This window comes from Roseovarius litoreus, from assembly GCF_900142765.1.
Taxonomy (GTDB): domain Bacteria; phylum Pseudomonadota; class Alphaproteobacteria; order Rhodobacterales; family Rhodobacteraceae; genus Roseovarius; species Roseovarius litoreus.
In genome coordinates this window covers 379,562-400,902 of the sequence record NZ_FRCB01000001.1, presented here as the reverse complement: position 1 = coordinate 400,902, position 21,341 = coordinate 379,562, and the positions used below count along the sequence as shown (strand labels likewise).

Below are 21,341 nucleotides of genomic sequence, written 5' to 3'. Positions count from 1 at the left end.
TTTTGTTTCCATCGTTCCTCGGGGCCTTGGCTCCCGACCGGCCTTGATCCGCATGCGGCCCCGGCAAGGGTCCGCCAGCCTGCCGAGTTTGTGAATGGACGACAGCGCCGCGCGGGCTTAGGCTGGCGCTGTCTATCCTTCGCCTTTGCGGGAAATGCAAGTGATGTTGCGCGTTCTTTGCCTTGTTCTGGGGGTGGCCTGTCTTGCCGCGCCGGCCCTTGCGGCCGATCCGCGGCCCGCAGCCCCGCGCCCGCTGGCCAGCGCCCTTCATGCGATGGAGGGCGGACGATGGGACGTGGCCGCGCGCCTTGCCGCCCGCGACGGCCCCGCCGCCGAGACGCTGATCGAATGGTATCGCCTGAGCGCCGGGCTGGGCACCCCCGCCGAGGTGCTCGCCTTTCTGTCCGATCATCCCGAGTGGCCCGGCCTCGATTACCTGCGCCGCCAGTCCGAAGAGGCGCTGGCCGACACCGGCACCGACGCGCAGATCCTGCAATTCTTCTCGGGTGGCGTCCTGCCCCAGACCGGCGCCGGCGCTTTGGCCCATGCCCGCGTCCTGATGGCCGAGGATCGCATCGGAGAGGCCGAGGCGACGCTGGCGCTCGCCTGGCTGACGATGGATCTCACCGATGAACAGCATGACGCCTTCATCGAAGCGCATGGCCCGTTGCTCGCGCAGCACCATGTCACCCGGCTTGACATGGCGCTCTGGCGCGGCTTGCGCGATGTGCAGAAAATGCTGCCTCTGGTGCCCGAGGACCGCGCGACGGTCGCCCGCCTGCGCGCCGCCATTCAGGATGGCACAAGCAGCGCCTCCGACATCCCCGAGCGGCTGCGCGACGATCCGCTCCTGACCCATGCGCTCTTCATGCGGCACCTCGACCGGGGCGAGAGTGAACAGGCCATCGCCGTCATCCTCAAGCAAAGCCGCGCCGAGATCGGTCTGGGCGAGCCTGACAGATGGTCGGGCTGGCGGCGCTATCTGGCGCGGGCGCAGATGCGCGACGGCAACCCCCAGACCGCCTATGCGCTGGCCGCGCAACACGGGCTGGTCAGCGGGTCGTCCTATGCCGATCTGGAATGGCTCTCGGGCTATCTGGCGATGACCTATCTGGGCGATCCGGCTCTGGCGCTCGACCATTTCCAGCGGTTTCGCGCCTCGGTGGATTCGCCGATTTCGCTTGGCCGTGCGGGATACTGGATCGGTCGCGCCCAAGAGGCGCTCGGCGATCCCGAAGCCGCGCAAATCGCCTATCGTCAGGGGGCCGAGCATCAGACCAGCTTTTATGGCCTGCTGGCCGCCGAAAAGGCCGGGGTGTCCGCCGATCCCGCCCTCGCCGGGGCGCAGGACTGGCCCCAATGGCGACAGGCCGGGTTCGTGCAGACCCCGCTCTACAAGGCCGCCGTTCTGGCGCTGGCCGCGAACGAGTTGAACCTCGCCGAACGCCTCTTCGTACAGCTCTCGACCACGCAGGACCGGCAGGGACTGGGACAGATGGGCGACATGCTGGCCGATCTGGGCCAGCCGCATCTGCAGGTCATGCTGGGCAAGGCCGCCGCACAGCGCGGCATCGTGATCGAGGCGCCCTATTACGCGCTGCACCCGATGACCGAGCTCGATCTGCTGATGCCGATGGAGCTGGCCCTCGCCATCGCCCGCCGCGAAAGCGAATTCGATCACCGCGTGGTCAGCGGCGCGGGCGCCATGGGCCTGATGCAGCTGATGCCCGGCACCGCCTCGGACGTGGCGCGCGCCCTTGGCGAGACCGATCACAGCGATGCGCGCGTGCTCAATGACTGGCGCTACAACGCGCGGCTTGGCGATGTCTATCTCGCCGGTCTCGCCCGAACCTTTGGCGGCAATGTCGTGATGATGTCGGCGGGCTACAACGCCGGCCCCGGTCGTCCGACCAGCTGGATGGAGGATCGTGGCGATCCGCGCAAGGGCGACATGGACGTGATCGACTGGATCGAGCACATTCCCTTCCGCGAGACCCGCAATTACGTCATGCGCGTCGCCGAAAGCCTGCCCGTCTATCGCGCCCGTCTGGGCAAGCCACCCCATCCGGTGCCGTTCTCGCAGGAATTGACGGGGGACACCCTGCGCCCCCCGTCCGATTGAGTGATCGCGCCTCAGAACGCCTTGCGCCAGGACACCATCGCCGACCAGTCGCGCCTCAGCTGTACGCCATTCACCTTCTGATAGGCTGGCAGGCCGACCTCCATTCCGATCCGATGGCCTTTCAGCGCGCCGCTTGGCGGGGTCAGCTCCGCACCCAGATAGGCGGTCACCGTCTCGCCGCCATAATTGGCCGGGTCGCTGCCCGGCATCGGGCCGCGAATGAACGGATCGATCCCCCGGATGCGGCCCTGGGTTGTGGCCTCCAGCCGCGCCGAATAGCTGAACCACGGCGACGGCTTGTAGCTCGCCCAGGCAGTGACCGACGCCACATCCCCAAGCGTGTAGCCCGCCGAATTGTCGCCTGACCGGATCACGCCGCTGACCTGTGCACCCCAGTTCAGCCGCCCCTTGCCGCTGGTCCATGTGAGCGACGGTTTCAGGTCGAGTGTCCCCGATCCCAATTGCATCCCATAGGCCATGCGCATCTCGGGCGTCGTGCCCATCGGGCTGAGCATGCGGCCCGTCTCCGAGATCGACCCGGTGGGCAGGCTCGCGCCAATTCCCATATTCAGCGATGTGCGCCCCTGTTTGTAGAGGCCGATCACCGCACCGACCGTGATATCGCCCAGACCTTCGGAGCGCATCTTGTTGCTGCCCAGAATCCGCGTCCCCGCCGGCCCCGCATAGGTCGTCGCCGTCATGGATTTCTCGATATAGGGCACCATCGCCATCAGCGTGACCCTGTCCGACGCGCCATACATCGCGCTGAACATATGCATCTGCATGTCCATTTCTTCCGGGATCACCCGCAGGGTCGGCGGCTGCATCGGCAGTCCGAAAAACCTGTTCGGCACGGTCGTAGCCGCAACCGTGGGGTCCAGCCGGGACGTCCCGGTGGCCAGCCCGTCCATCTGCATCATGCCAAAGCTGTAGCCCAGCATCACCTTGCCCTCGGGCATCAGGTGCCGGCCCATCACCCCGATCGGGCCATGCATCTGCATATGCATATGCATCCCCGGCTTGTCCTTGGCCTCGTGCATCATCGTGCCATCGCCATGGTCCATCATCTGCGCCTGTGCAGCGCCCGCACTCGTCATCAGCCCCGCACCCATGGCGAGGGCCATCATCCAGTTTCGTGTCATTCTCATATCCCTTGTGCCGGGCTGCCCTCATACCGTGGGGCGCCCGCAATCCTGTCTTTGTGGTTCGGCTAAGTGTCAGGCAGGGACAGGCGGCGCGCGCGCGCCATAGGCTTGTGCGGTCTGGCCGGGAACAAGGCTTTCGGCACTGGCCGGGGTCGTAAGGCGTGTGATGTGCTCCGCCGGCGGCAGAACCGGCCCCGCCAGCCCCGCCAGAGCAAGCGGAATCCCCAGATAGGGGCAGGGATCGCTTTCGGGGACGTCACCGCCCACCGGCTCACCGTCAAGCGTAATGTAATAGACCCCGCCGCCCGAACAGATCGCGATCACGTCGGGATGAGGCGCGCTCACCACGATGGGCGCCGCGATCAGCCGCAGCATCAGCACCAGCCCAAGCAGCACGGCCATCAGGCCGCGCAGACCCGTCCGGTCCTGTCGCTCGCGCCGCGTCATCCTCGCCGCCCCTCTGCTGACCGGGCCGGGATTGGCCAGGGTTCCAGTGCCGGAAGGTTATGCCGTGCGATCACGCCTCTGTGAACCCGGGCAAACTGCCGCAGGACTTTATCGCAACACCCTTACCGCGCCTGCCTCTGCCGCCAGAGCGTGAACAGCCCCGCCCCCACGATCAACGCGGCCCCAAGCGCGACGTTCATCTCAATCGTCTCGCTGAACACCAAAATCCCCAGCGTGCTGGCAAAGACCAGCTGCAGATAGGCGAAGGGCTGCACCGAACTGGCCTCGGCCACCTCGTAGCACTTGATCAGCGTGTAATGCCCAAGCGCCCCCGTCACGCACAGGGCCGCCATCCACACCCAATCGGGCCGGCTCATCGGCTCCCAGAACCACAGGCCCACCGCCGTCATGGCCACCGATCCCACCGTTCCGGTCCAGAAAAACGAGGTCGCGGCGCTGTCCTTGCGCGCCACATAGCGCGTCAGCAACCCGTAAAGCGCGAACATCAACGCCGCCATCAGCGGCACCGCCGCCTCGATCTGGAAGACGCCGAATCCCGGCTTGAGGATGATCGTCACCCCGACGAACCCCACCCCGATCGCCAGCCATCGCCGCCAGCCCACCCGCTCGCCCAGCACCGGCCCCGACAGCGCCGCGATCAGCAGCGGGTAGCAGGCAAAGACCGCGTGGCTTTCCACCAGCCCGAGCATGGTAAAGCCAAAGATCATCACGCAGATCTCGGTCACCAGAAGCAGCGCGCGAAACCCCTGCATCAGCGGTTGCTCTGTCCTTGCCGCCGCGCGAAGGCCGCCAGCCTTGCGCGCCGCCACGGCGATCACGAAGGCGGCAAAGAACCAATAGCGGATCATCACCACCATCAGCACGTTGTATTCCCCCGCCAGATGGCGCGAAATGCCGTCCTGCACGGCGAAAATGAAAGTGGTCGCCACCATCAGCAAAATGCCGAGGCGGGTGTTCTGTTCGGTCATGAGGGGCCTTTCACGGCACGTGTCATGTGCCTCTTGCGGCCATATCCCGGCACGCGGCTGACTGCAAACCCCGCATCCTGCAGACCCCGGCGCACGAAGCCTGCGGCGGTATAGCTCGCGGCCGTGCCATCCGGTGCCGTATGCGCGAACACCTCCCGCATCAGGCGCGGCTCCCACAATTCAGGGTTCTTCGCGGGTGAAAACCCGTCCAGATACCATGCGTCCGCGTGGCCGTCCCATGCGCGCAGCGTCTCGCGCGCATCGCCCTCGATCAGGTGAAACTCCAGATCGGGCAGGCGCAGCTGTCGCGCGCCGGCCTGCCAATGGCCGGCAAGCTCGGCGGCGATCCCGGCCAACTCGGCAAAGCCTGCCTGCGCGCGGATCATGTCATCCGCCGCCATCGGAAACGCCTCGAAACTGGTGAAGCGCAGCACGCCCCCGATGCCCGCCTCGCGCCATTCCGCAAGCGTGGTCAGCAGGTTCAGCCCGGTCCCGAATCCCAGCTCCGCCACATGAAACCCGTCCCGAAACCGCTCCGGCAGGTCATTGCCCCCCAGGAACACATGCCGGGTTTCCTCCAGCCCGTTCTCCAGGCTGTAATAGGGATCGTCGAACCGCATCGAGACCGGGACACCGCCCTCGCGCCATTCCAGTTCCGCCTTGCGCTCGTCCATGATCCCGTTCCGCTCTCGGACTGCGTTTTTGCGCCCGCCCGCGTTCTCAGCCGGTGGGCAGCGCCGCCCCCCTGTGCCATAACCGCCTCGACAATGGCTGTGGCGCAAGGGAATGGCAATGGCGGACGTGACGGTGATGGGCGCGGGCATTTTCGGCCTCTCGGTGGCATGGGCCTGCCTTGGCCGTGGCGTCTCGGTGCAGGTGATCGACCCGCATGGGCCGGGTGCGGGCGCTTCGGGTGGCGTCGTGGGCGCGCTTGCGCCGCATGTGCCGGAAAACTGGAACGACAAGAAGGCGTTCCAGTTCGACAGCCTGATGATGGCCGAAGATTTCTGGGCGGGCGTGCAGGACGCCTCGGGCTTCTCGCCCGGCTATGCGCGGCTTGGCCGGTTGCAGCCCGTGCCCGACGATCACGCCCTGCATCTGGCCCGCGCCCGTGCGAACGGCGCGCGCACCCTCTGGCAGGGGCAGGCCGACTGGGAGGTGATCCGCGCCGACACGCTCGACTGGGCGCCGCTCACCCCGACCGGCTGGCTCATTCGCGACACGCTCACCGCGCGTCTGCATCCGCGCCGCGCCTGTGCAGCACTTGCCGCCGCGATCACCGCGCGCGGCGGCAAGGTGCTGGCCGAGGGTGCTCTCTCCGGCTCTGTCGTCTGGGCCACCGGGGTGGCCGACCTCGACGCGCTGACGGCCCATCGCGGGCGCATGGTCGGCAACGGGGTCAAGGGGCAGGGCGCCGTGCTGGCCCATGCCGCGCCGGAGCAGCCGCAGCTTTTCGCCGACACGGTGCATATCGTCCCGCATGAGGACGGCACCACCGCCATCGGCTCCACCTCCGAGCGTGACTATGACGATCCCGCCACCACCGACGAGCAGCTTGACGCCGTGATCGCCCGCGCCCGCGCCGCCGTTCTGGCCCTGCGCGATGCGCCGGTGATCGAACGATGGGCCGGGGTGCGCCCGCGCACCCGGTCGCGCGCGCCGATGCTCGGGGCGCACCCGCTGCATGAGGGTCAGTTCATCGCCAATGGCGGCTTCAAGATCGGCTTCGGCATGGCGCCCAAAGTGGCGCAGGTGATGGCCGATCTTGTGCTCGACGGGGTCGACAATATCCCCCCCGATTTCCGCCCCGAGGCGTCGCTCTAGGCCGGTTTGTGTACGGGATGGACACAAATTCGGGGGATCGAGCCGGGTTTCGTCCTAAACGCGCGTAGGTTTCGTACGGCCTGTACCAAATCAGCGGGCCGTCGCCTCCATGCATTGCCGCCCGTCCGGACCGCGCACCCATGCCCTCCCATCCGAGCGCCAGCACAGCTCGGCAGTCTCGAAATGCATCAGCGGGGCCGTGGCCCGGAAGGCAAAAGAGGACAGTCCGCCAAGCTCGCGTTCGGCCAGCAGCATCAGCAGTTGAGCCAGCAGCGGACCATGCACCACCAGCCCCGCATATCCTTCGATTTCTTTCGTGTAATCAATATCATAGTGGATGCGATGCCCGTTGAATGTCAGCGCGGAATAGCGAAAAAGCAGGGTGCTGTCGAAGCTGCGGGTCTCGCAGATTTCCTCGTCTTTCGCGGCGTCCGGCGGGGTCGGTTTGGCGGCGTTCGGGTTCGGGTCTTCGCGATAGACAAGGTCTTGCCGGTCGGTGAGGCACAGGATGTCGTCCTGCCAGATCTCATGGCGTAGCGTGACAAACCCAAGCGGCCCGCTGCGCCCCTGCTTGTGTTGGGAATTTTCCATATATGTCAATCGTTTGGCGGTAATTCCCGCGCGCAGGGGCGCATGGAATTGCATCTCGCCCCCGGCCCACATCCTGCGTGGCAGACCCATATCCGGGATCAGCCCGCCCACCTTCGGATGCCCATCTCTTCCAAGGTTTTCAGGGGGTTGCGGGTCCCAGAAATACAGCTGATGGAAAAAAGGCGGCAGGGCATCGCCGCTCTGGATCGTCCCGTCAAGCCCAAGCGCCACCTGCATCGCCCTCGCGCGGGCAGGATCGATCACGTCAGGGATCATATGTATCGGCTGGCTCATGACGGCAAGTTAACCCACTGACATAAAAGGAACAATCCTGAAGTGCGGTGGGCGCCAACGGCCTTCTTGCATCCGACATCAGCACTCAAGGATATCGGTTGGACCATCGCTTTTTGCCGCTATCTTCCGGCACGAGCACAATGGCAGTCAGCAGACCATCATCCTCTCTACCGGAAGTCGCAACCCTTTGTTTTGAAATGGAAATTCCGCCTAAGTCACAGCGGCGCGCAGCGCCTCCATGCGCGTGGCCAACACCTTGAGGTAATGCTCATTCGTCAGCGCCCCACTGTCGTCGAATTCCTTTCCAGCCGCCGCCACGCACAGCATTTGTCCCGGCAAAACAAGAGCTTGCAAAGGGGTAAGGCAGCTCAGCACCATGAATTGCCCGGTCTCCCCCCCGGTCCGTCCGGCATTGGCCGACATCACCACGGTGGGCTTGTCCTTGAACGGCATCCCTTCGACCCGGCTGATCCAGTCGAGCGCGTTTTTCAGAACGCCGGTGATACCCTTGTTGTATTCCGGCGACGAGATCACGACAGCATCCGCGTCCCGCACCTGCTGCGCAAGGGTCTTGACCGCCTGCGGCACGCCTTCGGCCTCCTCGAGGTCACCGTCGTAAAGCGGCAGGTTGAGATCGGCCTCCAGCGTTTCGGCAGGGCCGAATGCCGCCTGGGCTTCCTTGAGCAGCATTCGGTTGAAAGATCCTTTGCGCAATGAGCCGCAGATCGTCAGAAGCGTCGGGCTGGACATCTATTTCCCCTTTTGCACGTTACGTTGCTGGCCCTCAACTTGGCACGATCCCGCAGCAAGGCAACAGCACAGAATGCACATGCGATGTGCGGTTCGGGTCAACCAGAAAAGCCCCGGGCGCGGGATGCGTCCGGGGTAAGTTGGCCATGTCTTGGCGGGAGGAATGTCTTACCAGTCGTTCGGGCCTTTGTCTGCAAAGGCATGGACTAGGAAGTCGATGAAGGCGCGTACCTTTGGCTGGGTGAACCGGCCGGGCGGATAGACGGCATAGATGCCCTGCGTCTCGACTGGCAGATCGGGAATGACATCCTCGACCAGCCCATCCTGCATCGCCTTGGCATAAAGAAAGCTGGGAAGGTACGCGATCCCGAGCCCGGAAATGGCGGCATTGAGAAGCGACTGCCCGTCATTCACCGACAGCCCGCCCGCGGTGCGGACCTGACGTTTCTCGCCGGACGGTGCCGTCAGCTTCCAAACCGAGCCGTTGGCCTGACTGGTGTAATGCAGGAGCCTGTGTTCGTTCAGATCGTCGATCTTGGCCGGGCGCCCGTATTTCTGAAGATAGGCGGGGCTGGCGATCATGCGCTTCGTGGTTTCGGTCAGCTTGCGGGCACGCAGGCTGCTGTCTTCCAGCTCGCCGATCCGCACGGCCATGTCGAACCCTTCCGAGATCAGCTCGACATAGCGGTTGTTCAGCACCATGTTGACCGAGATATCCGGGAATTCCTCGAGGAAACCACCCAGAACCGGGCTCAGATGATTGACGCCGAAATCGGTTGCGACCGATATGCGCAGCAGGCCCGAAGGCGCCGATTGCATGGAACTGACCAAAGCATCCGCCTCGCCAGCATCGTTCAGAACGCGCAAGGCGCGGTCGTAATAGGCTAGACCGATTTCTGTCGGGCTGACGCGGCGTGTCGTTCTGTTCAGAAGGCGGGCGCCAAGCCGAGCCTCAAGCGATGAGACGTGTTTGGACACGGCTGATTTCGAAATGCCCATCTTGCGCGCAGCGTCCGTGAAACCACCTTGGTCCACGACCGTTGCGAAGGCCTCCATTTCAGTAAGACGATCCATGCTCGTTACCTCTAATTCTTTGACAGATACCGGTATCCCCGGAAAATCGGGCACAACTGGGGCATCGGGCAGACAATATCTAGGTTTTGTTCTGGATCGTTCGTGGCACGGAAACAAGCACACGAAGGTTTCTCATCATGCGACAGAGATAGCGTTTGCTATCGGAAGGTCACAAGGTCGCGGCCAAGCGGGTTCCCTGATCTATGGCGCGCTTGGCGTCAAGTTCTGCCGCGACATCCGCGCCGCCGATGACATGTGGCACAATCCCGCGCGCCTCGAGCGCATCGGCAAGGCTGCGCTCGGATAGCTGTCCGGCACAGAGAACAACTGTGTCGACTTCGATCAGTGTCGGGTTTTCCCGCGACTCGCCGTGGCTGATATGCAGCCCGCTTGCGTCGATGCGTTCGTAATTCACGCCGCTCATCATCTTCACATTCTTCATGCGCAGCGCGGCGCGGTGAATCCAGCCCGTCGTCTTGCCAAGCCGCTTGCCGGGGCGTTCCGCCTTGCGCTGCAGAAGCGTCACCTGTCGTGCTGGGGCTTCGGGCCTCGGGCCTTCCGGCGCCAGGCCGCCGCGCGATATGGCCGGGTCACCCACGCCCCACTCGGTTTTCCAGGCCTCGAGATCTTCGGTCAGTCCATGGCCGTCATGTACCAGATACTCGGCAACGTCGAAACCGATGCCGCCCGCGCCGACAATCGCCACGCGCTTGCCCACAGGCGCATCCCCACGCAGCACATCGATATAGGACACCACATTCGGCCCGTCCTGCCCCGGAATGCCGGGATCGCGCGGGATGACGCCGGTGGCGATGATGACCTCGTCAAACCCGTCCAGATCGTCGGCTGTGGCAGCCATACCCAGCTTCAGGGTGATGTCCAGATCGCGGATCATCGTTTCGTACCAGTCCACCAGCCCGTGAAATTCTTCCTTGCCGGGGATTTTGCGCGCCATGTTCAACTGACCGCCAAGACGGGTGTCTCGATCGAAGAGGGTCACGGCGTGCCCCCGTTCGGCCGCTGTCATGGCTGCTGCAAGGCCTGCAGGGCCTGCACCGACAACCCCTATGGATTTCGGGCGATCGGTTGGCGTGACGGTCAGTTCAGTCTCAAAGCAGGCGCGGGGATTGACCAGACAGCTCGAGATCTTGCCACTGAAGGTATGATCCAGACAGGCCTGATTGCAGGCGATGCAAGGGGCGATCGTATCCGCCCGCCCATCGGCCGCCTTGCGCACGAAATCGGGATCGGCAAGGAAAGGCCGGGCCATCGACACCATGTCGGCGCAGCCTTCGGCCAGAACCTGTTCGGCAACCTGCGGCGTATTGATCCGGTTCGAGGTGATGACCGGAATGCCCACTTTCCCCATCAGCTTGCGGGTGACCCATGCAAAGGCCGCGCGCGGCACCGATGTGGCGATGGTGGGAATACGTGCCTCGTGCCAGCCGATCCCGGTGTTGATGATGCTGGCCCCGGCCTCTTCGACCCTTTGGGCAAGTTCGATCACTTCGTCGAAGGTCGAGCCATCGGGCACAAGATCAATCATCGACAGCCGGTAGATCACGATGAAATCCGACCCCACGGCGGCGCGCACGCGGCGCACCACCTCGAGCGGCAGGCGCATGCGGTTTTCATAGCTGCCGCCCCATCGGTCGTTGCGCTTGTTGGTGTGGGTGACGAGGAACTGGTTGAGGAAATAGCCTTCGGACCCCATGATCTCGACCCCGTCATAGCCTGCCTCGCGGGCGCGGGCGGCGGCGGTGGCGATGTCGGCGATCTGCTTTTCGATCCCGTCCTCGTCCAGCTCTTTGGGGGCAAAGGGCGAGATCGGCGACTTCACCGGGGACGGACCGACACAATCGGGGCTATAGGCATAGCGGCCCGCATGGAGAATCTGCATCGCGATGCGCCCGCCCGCATCATGCACACGATCGGTTACAAGGCGATGATTGGCGATATCCTCGGGGGTATAGAGCCCCGCGGCCCCCGGAAAGACGCCGCCCTCCCGGTTGGGCGCCATGCCACCGGTCACCATCAGGCCGACACCGCCGCGCGCGCGTGTCGCGTAGAATTCCGCGACGCGGTTCCAGTCCTTGGTTTCCTCCAGCCCGGTATGCATCGACCCCATGAGAACGCGGTTCCTGAGCGTCACATGGCCCAGATCAAGCGGTGCGAGAAGGTGGCGATAGTCAGTCATGGGGGCCTCCGGTCATTCGGGGGCAGGATGACCTGCGCGCTGCGTCTTGTCATCCGGAACGCTGCGTTAAGCGGTCAGACCGACGCTGTCAGGCCGCATCGCTGGCGGCCCAGTCCCAATACATCTCGAGAACACGGCGTGTCACCGGGCCGACCTGATAGCTTGTCTCCTCGAAGGCGGTCACAGGCGTGACCTTCATCATGTTGCCCGACAAGAACACCTCGTCCGCGTCATGGAAATCCTGAAAGCTCATCACGGTTTCATGCACACGCACGCCATCTGCGCGAAGGTTCGCGATATGCCGCGCGCGGGTGATGCCGGCCAGAAAGGTGCCGTTGGCCACCGGGGTGAACACCTCGCCGTCCTTGACCGCAAACACATTGGCCGTGGCGGTTTCGGCCACGTTGCCAAGCGCATCGGCAACGAGCGCGTTGTCGAAGCCTTTGGCGCGGGCTTCCGCGATCATCCGGGCGTTGTTGGGATAAAGACAGCCGGCCTTGGCGTTGACAACGGCATCCTCCAGCACAGGCCGGCGAAAGCGTGTCCGCGTCAGCCGCGCCGAGGCGCCGGGCGGGGCCATCGGCACCTCTTCGAGGCAGATGGCAAAGCCTGTCTCGCCGCCATCCTTGGGCATGACCCCGAGCGGTCCGCCCTCGATCGCCCAATACATGGGGCGGATATAGACGGCCTCATCGCGCGCATAGGCGCCAAGACCTTCATGGACGATATCGACCATTTCTGCGGCGCCCATGGTGGGGGTGATCATCAGCGCCTCGGCCGATGCGTTGACCCGCGCGCAATGGCGGTCGAGATCGGGCGTCAGCCCATGGGCGAAGCGCGCCCCGTCGAATACCGTCGTCCCCAGCCAAGAGCCATGATCCGCCGCCCGCATGATCGGCAGGTCCCCGTCATGCCAGGCGCCTTTGAAATAGGTTCGGATATTGGTGCCGACCGCCATATGTCCCTCCAGATATACGCGCGCAGGTTAGGCGGGTTGCGCGACAGGGTCCAGAGGGGTCGGGGTGGCTTGTGTTGCGAGGGCGAGGGGCCAGCCCCTCGCGCTCCCCGGGATATTTGAAGCCAGAAGAAACGATCACGGCGCCTCGGCCAGAAGGGCCATGAGATCGAGCGGCGCATTCGTCATGACAAGGGCGCCGGCGGCATCGCGCGGCCAGTCTTTGGGCGCGCGGTCGTGGTAGAGTTCCACCCCGTTGCCGTCCGGATCGCTGATATAGATCGCCTCGCTGACGCCGTGATCGGCGGCCCCCTCGATCTTGATGTCGGCGGCCATCACCCGGCGCAAGGCATCCGCGAGCTGTGCGCGATCGGGATAGAGAAAGGCCGTATGATAAAGGCCGGTATGGCCGCGCGGTGCTGCCGTGCCGCCGAGACTGTCCCAGGTGTTCAGCCCGATATGGTGGTGATAGCCGCCCGCGCCGAGAAAGGCGGCGCTGTCACCCCAACGCTGCTGAAGGGTGAAGCCGAGCACCCCGGAATAGAACGCGATCGCCCGGTCGAGATCGCCGACCTTGAGATGCACGTGCCCGATCCTGGCCTGCGGATGGATGGGTTGGGTCATGGCGGCTCCTTTCGCTCAGGGTGGGGCAAAGCTAGGGGCGCCACGGGCCTTTCGGCAATTGGGCAGAAACGGGCAGGTTATGTGCGGTGATGCGCGAGAGGTCAGTAAGGATTGCGCGGCGCACGGTCGGCGGACAGCGATTGCTGCCTGCGCTGCACCAGGCGTTCGAGCGCATCGGCGAGATGGATTTCCGCGATGTTGTAATCGCCGCGTTCCACGCGGATGCGGTGTGCCTCGATCATCACATCGGCATGTGAGCAGCCGAAGGGCGGCTCGAACCGATAGCAGGCCAGTTCGATCAGAAGCCCGAGCGGATCCTTGAAATAGATCGAGTCCATGAACCCGCGATCCTTGGGACCGGAATGGCCGATACCACGCTCGTTCAGGCGTTCGACCACCTGGGAGAATGTCGCGTGGCTCACGTTGAAGGCGACATGATGCACGCAGCCCGGGTCCGTCGGCGTGCGGGTGTGAACGGGTTTGCGAGTCTCGTTGGTGAAAATGGTGATCAGCCGCCCGTCACCGGGATCGAAATAGAGATGGCCCTCGTCAGGGTCATCGAGATTGGGTTGATCGAAGATGAAGGGCATTCCCAGAACACCCTCCCAGAAATCGATCGAGGTCTGCCTGTCGGCGCCGGTCAGCGTGATATGGTGCACGCCTTGTGTCTGCAGCTTGCGCATCGGTGTCTCCTTTTTTCGGGCGCCGCGAGGCATGCGCAGAAGAGGCGATCTTCAGGGCATCGCGCCGACCATTCCCATGATCTGATAGGTTTGCTGGAGGATCGGGTGGGCAATCGCACGGGCGCGCGCGGCGCCATCGGTCAGAATGCGGTCGATTTCCGACACATCCTTCATAAGTCGGGCCATTTCATCCGAGATCGGCGCGATCCTGTCGACCGCAAGATCGGCGAGCATCGGCTTGAACTCGGAAAACGGTTTGCCGCCCACCTCACGCATCACATCCGCGACGCTTTGATCCGACAGGGCGGCGTAGATATTCACGAGGTTGCGGGCCTCGGGCCGATCTTCCAGCCCCTCGGCGTCGGAGGGCAACGGCTCGGGATCGGTCTTGGCCTTGCGGATCTTCCTGGCGATCGTGTCGGCATCGTCGGTCAGGTTGATGCGGCTCATGTCCGAAGGGTCGGATTTCGACATTTTCTTGGTGCCGTCGCGCAGGCTCATGACGCGGGTGGCTGCCCCTTCGATCACCGGCTGGGTTTCGGGAAAGAATGCCACACCGTAGTCGTGATTGAACTTGCGGCCGATTTCCTGGGTCAGTTCCAGATGCTGTTTCTGATCCTCGCCCACCGGGACATGGGTTGCGTGATAGACAAGGATATCGGCGGCCATCAGCGCAGGGTAACCGAAAAGACCAAGGCTGGCCTGCTCGGCGTTCTTGCCGGCCTTGTCCTTGAATTGCGTCATGCGCTTCATCCAGCCCATGCGTGCGACGCAGTTGAAGACCCATGCCATCTGGGTGTGCTCGGGCACTTGCGACTGGTTGAACAGGATGGATTTCTGCGGATCCAGCCCCGAGGCGATGAAGCCGGCGGCCAGTTCCCTTGTGGCATGGCGCAGTTTCTCAGGGTCCTGCCATACGGTGATGGCGTGCAGATCGACCATGCAGAAGATCGACTCGATCCCCTCGTTCTGGCTGTTGGCGAACCGCTTGAGCGCGCCGAGGTAATTGCCAAGCGTGAGGTTGCCCGAAGGCTGGATGCCCGAAAAGACACGCGGGGTGAAGGCCGCCTCGGCCATGGCTGATCTCCGTTGTGGATTTCTGTGCCTGCCTCGCTTACCCATGGGCCAAAGCCCCGTCAAGGATACCCGGCATGAGCAGCGCCCCGCATGATCACCCCGTAAATCCCTTGCCGCCCGTCATCGTTGCGCTTTTCCTGGTGATTGTCGGGCTTGAGGCGATGTTCTCACTGGGCGCGCGCGGGATTCTGGGAGGGCCGGAGGCTGTCGGCTGGCGGCAGGCAGCGATTCAGGATTACGGCTTCAATGCCGAGGTCTTTGCCTGGATGCGGCAGCAAGGCCTGTGGCCGATGGAGCATCTCAAGCGGTTTGGGACGTATATTTTCATCCACGGCTCGTTTACCCATGCGCTTATTGGCGGTGTGATGCTGCTGGCGCTTGGCAAATTCGTGGCCGAGGTGTTCGCGCAATGGGCGACGCTGGTGTTGTTCGTAGCGTCCGCCGTGGTGGGGGCGCTTGTGTTCGGGTTTGTCGGACCCGAGCGGCCCTGGCTCATGGGGACGTTTCCGGGGGTTTATGGGCTGATCGGCGGGTTCACTTACCTGATGTGGCTGAAGCTGGGGCAGATGGGGGCCAAGCAATACCGGGCCTTTACCCTGATCGGGCTGCTGATGGCGTTGCAGCTGGTGTTCGGTTTGCTGTTCGGTGCGAACAGCACCTGGGTCGCCGATGTTGCGGGGTTCGCGTCAGGCTTCGTGCTGTCGTTTTTCCTGGCGCCGGGGGGCTGGGCCAAGATCCGCGCCAAGATCAGGCATCGCTGAACGCTCAGCGGCGGAACGCTTGCCGGAACTCGGACAGGCGGAAGGCGCCGATCAGGTGGCCGATGCCGAAATAGCTGATGATCCCTGCGAGGATCATGAAAACAAGGGCGATCCAGCGCAAACCCGACATGCCGAACATCGGCAATAGAAGCAGGTTCACCCCCCAGATCACAGCGCCCATCGCGACCGATGCCAGCCCGATGCGCCAGACGCGGCGGCGGAAACGGTCGTCGACGCGGGCCACGTCGCCAAAGGGGCGCGCACCGCGAAAGAGCAGCCAGACCATGACCCAGCCGGCGATCGTGGTGGCGATGGCCGCCGCGATCCAGCCGATCACGAAGGCAAGGCCAACGGCGAGAGCCGCGTTCACGATCATGGCCACAACGGCATAGCGGAAAGGGCTTTTGGTGTCTTCGCGGGCGAAGAAAAGCGGTTGCAGGATCTTTTGCAGAACGAAGGCCGGAAGCCCCAGCCCGTAGATCGCCACGGCAAGTGCGGTGGCGGCTGTGTCGTCGGTTGTGAAGGCGCCACGCTCGAACAGCACCGAGACAAGAGGCAGCGGCACAGCGACAAGGGCGACCGCGCAAGGCACTGTAAGTGCGAGGGAAATTTCGGCCGCGCGGGAATACGCTTCGCGCGCGCCGGACTGGTCATCGACCTTGAGACGGCGCGACAGATCGGGGAGCAGCACGATGCCCACGGCGATCCCCACCACGCCAAGCGGCAGCTGATAGAGCCGGTCCGCGGAATAGAGCCAGCTGACCGCCTTGTCATAGTTCGAGGCGACCTGCTGGCCCACGAGAAGATTGACCTGCATGACCCCGCCGGCAAGGGCTGCCGGGATGGCGATCCGGACAAGGCGGGCCATGTCGGGCGTCCATCTGGGGCGGGTCGGCAGGATGCGGAACCCGGCGCGGCGGGCGGCGTTCCAGACCAGTGCAAGCTGTGCTATGCCGGCAAAAGGTATAGTCCAAACAAGGGCTTGCGCGACGGCGCCACCGGTTTGAGCTGCGACAACCATGGCCGCCACCAGCATCACGTTCAGCAGCACGGGTGCCGCGGCGGCGGCGGCAAAGCGGCCTGCGGCGTTGAGCACGCCCGAGAACAGGGCGGCGAGAGAGATGAACAGGATATAGGGAAAGACGATGCGCCCGAACTCGACCGTGAGATCGAAGCGCGCGTCGCCGGCAAAGCCCTCGGCGGTGGCCCAGACCAGCGCGGGCATGAAGATCATCGACAGCCCGGTGAGCGTCAACAGGATCAGGGCAAGCCCCGACATAGCCTGTGAGGCGAAATGCTCGTGATCTTCGTGGCCTTCGTACTTCTTTGAAAACATTGGAACAAACGCCGCGTTGAAGGCGCCTTCGGCAAAGAAGCGGCGGAACATGTTGGGCAGGCGGAAGGCGGCGACGAATGCATCCATCACCGCGCCGGGGCCGAGATAGTTTGCGATCAGCACGTCGCGCACGAAGCCCAGAACCCGGCTCAGAAGGGTCCAGCCGCTGACGGTCAGGACACCGGAAAGCAGGCGGACGGGTTTCATGATGGCTGGCCTCGGGTTGGGGCGGGTGGGGCAAGGAGTAGCCCATCGCAGGAAGGGGGGGAAGGGGGGAGACGCGGCGCAGACGGGCGAATCAGGGTTAATCGCCTGAAAAGGCAGTAAAAAGCCGGTTCGGTATCACGTCGGTATAACGTCGGTATCGCGTCGGTGCGGGATCGGTCCGAAGCGCTGGACGATCAGTGGTTAACGCATCGCGCGGCCCGAAGCGGGCCTGCGCGGAATGCAGGCCCGGTCGGGTCGGGTACACGCAAGCCCTGTCAGAGGATCTCGCAGAGTTTGCGGCGCTGGATCTTGCCCGAGGGTCCCTTGGGCAGTTCCGGCAGGAAATGCACCCGGTCGGGGGATTTGAAGCCCCCCAGCTTGCTGGTGCAGATCGCGATCAGATCGGTCTCGGAGAGGGTTGAGCCCTGACGGATCGCGACCGCCGCTTCGACGCGTTCGCCATAGCGGTCACAGGGGCGCGCGAAGGCGGCGGCCTCGATGATGTCGGGATGGGAATAGAGCGCCTCGTCGACTTCGCGTGGGGCGATGTTTTCGCCGCCCTTGATGATCAGCTCCTTGAGGCGACCGGTGACGAAGAAATAGCCATCCTTGTCCTGCCGCCCCAGATCGCCGGTGCGCAGCCAGCCATCGGGGGTGAAGGTCTCGGCGGTGGCTTGCGGGTTCTTGAGATATTCGAGCATGACGTTTGGCCCGCGCACCGCGATCTCGCCTTCCTGACCGGGGGCGATAGGCTGCAGATCAGGGCCGAGGATCGCCGCCTCGTTGCCGAAAGCGATGCCCGGAGAGCCGATCTTGCGCACGCCGGGAGGCAGCGGGTTCGACAGGATTTGCGCGGCGGTTTCCGTGAGGCCCATGGTTTCCACGATGGGCACATCGAAGCGGGTCTCGAACGCGGTCTGCACATCCGGGGCCAGAGGAGACGAGGCCGAACGCCCGAAGCGCAGGCGCGTCTTGACCGAAGCGGGCGGGTCGATGTCGGAATGCAGCAGGTGCGAAATGATCGTCGGCACAACGGAAAACCAAGTGGCTTTCGACTGTTCGGCCCAATCCCAGAAGCGGCTGGCCGAGAACCGCGAGCACAGCGCCAGCGAGCCGCCGGACACCAGCGATCCCATCACCGACACGCACAGCCCGTTGATATGGTAGATGGGCAGCACGCAAAGCCCCCGATCATCCGGCGAGAGATCATGCGCGATCGATGGCGTCCAGCCGCCCGCCAGAAGGCTGGCATGGGTATGGACAACGCCTTTGGGCCGTCCTGTGGTGCCCGAGGTGTACATCAGCAGAGCATGATCCGAGGGCGACAGCGGCGGCAGGTCCGGGGCGGTGTCGGGGGACGTATCGGGGGCATCGGCCGGGGTGAGCCGGGTCACCGGGAGGCCTTGTGCGGCCTCGGTGAAAAGCTCGAGGGCGCTGTCATCGACGAAGGCGAAGCGCGCTTCGGAATGGTCGAGCGCATAGGCGATGGCATCGCGCCCTGCGGCGAGGTTGATCATCGTGGCGCGGAATCCTCCGACCAGCGTACCGTAGAGCGCCTCGATCGCGGGGCGGCCATTGGGCATCACGATGGCGATGCTTTCGCCCTTCTGCGCGCCGCTCGAGAGCAGCAGACCGGCAATCCGGTGGGCGGTGGCGCGCAGCGTCGGCCAGTCGAGCGTGTCGCCGGTTTCGGGAAAGACGAAGGCGGTGCCGCCTGTTTTTGCGCGGGCGTCGATCCAGTCTCGGACCGTGCCGGCGGGCGGGACGGTACGCGACAGGATCATTTTCCCGCATCCGCCCAGTAATCGGCAAAGATCTCTTCGACCGAGGGTTCGACAGGGGGGATTTCGCGGACGATCTTGGTGGTCTGCATGAAATGCCGCCAGTTCAGATTGTCGTCGATGGAGTTGCCGCCCCAGCTTCCGCAGCCCATCGACAGCGAAAAGGGCATGCCGTTGTTGAAGGCGCCGCCGGTGGCGAAGCAATGCGCCTGATTGACGATGACCCGGCAGGTGGGGATCGTCTCGCCCAGATGGAGCGCGCGGTTTTCATCGGCGCTGTGCAGGCCGATGGAATGGCCGGCGCCCTGATGTTCGAGGATGCGGCTGGCGATTTCGGCGGCGTCCGAGAAATCGGCGGCGCGATAGAGCGCGACCACACGGCTGAGCTTTTCGCCCGACAGGGGGTGGTCCGGGCCGATGCCCCTGGTTTCGACGGCGATGAATTGAGTATCGGCGGGCACCTGCCCGGTCAGGCCAAGCGCGTCGATCATCACGTCGGCGTCCTGAGCGATGACGGAGCGATTGAGCTTGCCGTCGGGCCAGAGCCGCTCGACGATCTGCGCCTCGCCGCTTTCGGGGATCAGCGCGCCGCCTTGCCGGGCCATTGCGGCGACAAAGGCGTCATAGATCGCGTCCACCACGACCAGAGCGTTTTCCGACGAACAGGAGGTGGCGTTGTCGAAGGTCTTGGAGGCGGCGATCTTTTGCGCGGCGGCGTCGAGATCGGCGGTGTCGTCTACGATCACGGTGACGTTGCCCGCGCCCACGCCGATCGCGGGGGTGCCGCAGGTATAGGCGCGGCGCACATTGTCCTGGCTGCCGGTCACGACCACCAGATCGGATTGCTCGAGCATCCGCTGGGTTTTTTCCTTGGAGCCTGGGGGCGGGACCATCTGCACGAGGTCATGATCCAGCCCGATCTTGTCGAATTCGGCATGGATGAAGCCGAGAAGCATCTCGCAGGCGGCGATGCCCTTGGGCGAGGGCGACAGCACGATGGCGTTGCCGCATTTCAGGGCGTTGATGATGTTGTTGGCCGGGGTCGCGGCCGGATTGGTCGAGGGCACCACGGCGCCGATCACCCCGATGGGGCGGGCGATCTCGGTGATGCCGGTGGCGGGATCGTCGGAGACGATGCCATGGGTTTTGGCGGTGGCGATATCGCGCATCAGGCCAAGCGTCTTGCGATGGTTCTTGGTGATCTTGTCGGGCACATTGCCCAGACCCGTGGTCTTGACCGACAGTTCCGCCAGGGCGCGGTTGCGGCCGGGCTCCATGATCGCCCATGCGGCGGCCTGTGCGGCGCGGTCATAGCGGTCCTGGGTGGCGCCGTCCTCGAAGGCGGCCTGGGCGGCGCGGGCGCGATCCATGATGCGGTCCACGGCGGTGATGTCTTGATGCGCGTTCATAACGGTCTTTCCTTGGTAGGGTGGACAGGGCGGGCGGTCCGCCCTGTCCGGTGGGTTTTGCGTAGGTGCTGCGAGGGTCAGAGACCGGCGAGCAGTTTCTCCAGAGTGGCCTGACGGGCTTTCCACATCTCGATCACTTCGTCGCGGCCCATGATCTTCATCGGCGAGCCGCCGGCTTCCATCTTGCTTTGGACCTGCTTGCTCTCGAACATGGCGGGGACGGTCGCAGCCAGCTTGTCGATCACCTCTTGCGGGGTGCCCTTGGGCACCATGATGCCGCGGAAGTTCACGCTGGCGTTGTCGATGTCGTAGCCCTGTTCGATCATGGTCGGCACGTCGGGCAGGAACGAGCTGCGCTCGAGGTCGAACACGCCGAGGATCTTGACGTTGCCCGCAGCCGCGGCGCGGAACGCGTCGGAGAGGTTGTTGACCCCGCCCAGCACTTCGCCCGCGATCACGGCTTTCATGGCGCCGGCGCCGCCCTGGTTGTTCGGGATATAGGCCAGTTTCACGCCTGCGGCCTGTTCAAGCTGCAGCGCTGCGATGTGGTGACCCACGAAGAGGCCCGCGCCCGAGAAGGTCAGCTTGCCGGGGTTTTCCTTGGCGTAGGCCACGACATCGGCCATCGAGTTGAATTCGCTGTCGGCGCCGACGACGAAAACCGCCGGGTCAGCGCCCCAGTTGGCGATCGGCTCGAAGCTGTCGATGGAGTATTCCACGCCGCCTTCGATCGACTGGGCGATGAAATGGGGCACGTTGTAGGCGCCAAGCGTGTAGCCATCGGCCTCGGCCTGCGTGGCCAGCCAGTTCCAGCCGACACGACCGCCCGCGCCGGGCTTGTTGACGATGGCGATGGGCTGCCCGAGGGCATCCTCGTTGCCCGCCGTCATGGTGGCGATGCGCGCCTGGAAATCGGTCGCGCCGCCTGCGCCGTAGCTGACCATCAGCATCAGCGGACGTTCGGGGTAGTCCTGTGCCACCGCGGGTGCCGCGGCCAGTGCGAGGGCCGTTGCGACCCCTGTCAGTAGTTTTCTCATCTTGGTTTTCCTCCCTTGGATGACGTTTGAACCGGTTT

Annotated in this window: 19 protein-coding genes; 3 read left to right on the top strand and 16 right to left on the bottom strand. The window is 64.4% G+C overall.

What is annotated here, in order from left to right; genetic code table 11:
• Positions 1-163: 163 nt before the first annotated feature.
• A complete protein-coding gene (locus tag F3H35_RS01950; protein WP_188129838.1) occupies positions 164-2,122 on the top strand; it encodes a lytic transglycosylase domain-containing protein in 1,959 nt (652 codons plus the stop codon).
• A gap of 11 nt (positions 2,123-2,133) precedes the next feature.
• On the opposite strand, the gene F3H35_RS01945 is transcribed toward F3H35_RS01950, so the two are convergent.
• The 4 genes from F3H35_RS01945 to mnmD all read right to left on the bottom strand — a co-directional run bounded on the left by F3H35_RS01945 (position 2,134) and on the right by mnmD (position 5,377).
• Complete coding sequence (locus tag F3H35_RS01945; RefSeq protein ID WP_149777969.1) at positions 2,134-3,264, bottom strand: transporter; 1,131 nt, start codon at positions 3,262-3,264, stop codon at positions 2,134-2,136.
• Positions 3,265-3,339: 75 nt separating this feature from the next.
• On the bottom strand, positions 3,340-3,714 hold the full coding sequence (locus F3H35_RS01940) for a hypothetical protein (protein ID WP_149777968.1): 375 nt from the start codon (positions 3,712-3,714) through the stop codon (positions 3,340-3,342).
• Between the two features lie 122 nt (positions 3,715-3,836).
• Positions 3,837-4,703 (bottom strand): DMT family transporter, encoded by an 867-nt coding sequence (locus tag F3H35_RS01935; RefSeq protein ID WP_149777967.1) that lies wholly within the window; start codon positions 4,701-4,703, stop codon positions 3,837-3,839.
• Positions 4,700-5,377: a tRNA (5-methylaminomethyl-2-thiouridine)(34)-methyltransferase MnmD gene (gene mnmD, locus F3H35_RS01930; protein WP_149777966.1), complete on the bottom strand. Its 678-nt coding sequence runs from the start codon at positions 5,375-5,377 to the stop codon at positions 4,700-4,702. The genes F3H35_RS01935 and mnmD overlap by 4 nt, the downstream gene beginning before the upstream one ends.
• 118 nt (positions 5,378-5,495) lie before the next feature.
• Between mnmD and F3H35_RS01925 the strand changes: the two genes are divergently transcribed.
• Positions 5,496-6,527 (top strand): NAD(P)/FAD-dependent oxidoreductase, encoded by a 1,032-nt coding sequence (locus tag F3H35_RS01925; RefSeq protein WP_149777965.1) that lies wholly within the window; start codon positions 5,496-5,498, stop codon positions 6,525-6,527.
• 90 nt (positions 6,528-6,617) lie between these two features.
• Here the strand turns inward: F3H35_RS01925 and F3H35_RS01920 are convergent, their stop codons facing one another.
• The 8 genes from F3H35_RS01920 to trpS form a co-directional block, all read right to left on the bottom strand.
• A complete protein-coding gene (locus F3H35_RS01920) occupies positions 6,618-7,412 on the bottom strand; it encodes an FAS1-like dehydratase domain-containing protein (protein WP_223228283.1) in 795 nt (264 codons plus the stop codon).
• 210 nt (positions 7,413-7,622) lie between these two features.
• Positions 7,623-8,162: an NADPH-dependent FMN reductase gene (locus F3H35_RS01915; protein WP_149777964.1), complete on the bottom strand. Its 540-nt coding sequence runs from the start codon at positions 8,160-8,162 to the stop codon at positions 7,623-7,625.
• A gap of 168 nt (positions 8,163-8,330) precedes the next feature.
• Positions 8,331-9,236 carry a LysR family transcriptional regulator gene (locus F3H35_RS01910; protein ID WP_149777963.1) on the bottom strand — a complete coding sequence of 302 codons (906 nt, stop codon included), beginning with the start codon at positions 9,234-9,236 and terminating at the stop codon, positions 8,331-8,333.
• Between the two features lie 169 nt (positions 9,237-9,405).
• On the bottom strand, positions 9,406-11,433 hold the full coding sequence (locus tag F3H35_RS01905) for an NADPH-dependent 2,4-dienoyl-CoA reductase (RefSeq protein WP_149777962.1): 2,028 nt from the start codon (positions 11,431-11,433) through the stop codon (positions 9,406-9,408).
• 88 nt (positions 11,434-11,521) lie between these two features.
• The gene (locus F3H35_RS01900; protein ID WP_149777961.1) at positions 11,522-12,391 is read right to left on the bottom strand and encodes a branched-chain amino acid aminotransferase; all 870 of its coding nucleotides are present in this window, start codon (positions 12,389-12,391) and stop codon (positions 11,522-11,524) included.
• Between the two features lie 135 nt (positions 12,392-12,526).
• Positions 12,527-13,012, bottom strand: coding sequence for a VOC family protein (locus F3H35_RS01895; protein WP_149777960.1), 486 nt, complete (start codon positions 13,010-13,012; stop codon positions 12,527-12,529).
• A gap of 101 nt (positions 13,013-13,113) precedes the next feature.
• Complete coding sequence (locus F3H35_RS01890) at positions 13,114-13,695, bottom strand: VOC family protein (protein WP_149777959.1); 582 nt, start codon at positions 13,693-13,695, stop codon at positions 13,114-13,116.
• Between the two features lie 51 nt (positions 13,696-13,746).
• Complete coding sequence (gene trpS, locus F3H35_RS01885) at positions 13,747-14,772, bottom strand: tryptophan--tRNA ligase (protein WP_149777958.1); 1,026 nt, start codon at positions 14,770-14,772, stop codon at positions 13,747-13,749.
• Positions 14,773-14,846: 74 nt separating this feature from the next.
• Here trpS and F3H35_RS01880 point away from each other — a divergent pair, with 74 nt between their 5' ends.
• Positions 14,847-15,533, top strand: a complete 687-nt coding sequence (locus tag F3H35_RS01880) for a rhomboid family intramembrane serine protease (protein ID WP_149777957.1) — start codon at positions 14,847-14,849, stop codon at positions 15,531-15,533.
• 4 nt (positions 15,534-15,537) lie between these two features.
• Here the strand turns inward: F3H35_RS01880 and murJ are convergent, their stop codons facing one another.
• The 4 genes from murJ to F3H35_RS01860 all read right to left on the bottom strand — a co-directional run bounded on the left by murJ (position 15,538) and on the right by F3H35_RS01860 (position 21,303).
• Complete coding sequence (gene murJ / locus F3H35_RS01875) at positions 15,538-17,076, bottom strand: murein biosynthesis integral membrane protein MurJ (protein ID WP_149777956.1); 1,539 nt, start codon at positions 17,074-17,076, stop codon at positions 15,538-15,540.
• A 275-nt stretch (positions 17,077-17,351) separates the two neighbouring features.
• Entirely contained in the window at positions 17,352-18,860 is a 1,509-nt protein-coding gene (locus F3H35_RS01870; RefSeq protein WP_149777955.1) for an AMP-binding protein, read from the bottom strand.
• Positions 18,857-20,266, bottom strand: coding sequence for an acylating sulfoacetaldehyde dehydrogenase (gene sauS, locus F3H35_RS01865; RefSeq protein ID WP_149777954.1), 1,410 nt, complete (start codon positions 20,264-20,266; stop codon positions 18,857-18,859). The genes F3H35_RS01870 and sauS overlap by 4 nt, the downstream gene beginning before the upstream one ends.
• A gap of 77 nt (positions 20,267-20,343) precedes the next feature.
• Complete coding sequence (locus F3H35_RS01860; protein WP_149777953.1) at positions 20,344-21,303, bottom strand: tripartite tricarboxylate transporter substrate binding protein; 960 nt, start codon at positions 21,301-21,303, stop codon at positions 20,344-20,346.
• Positions 21,304-21,341 lie beyond the last annotated feature (38 nt).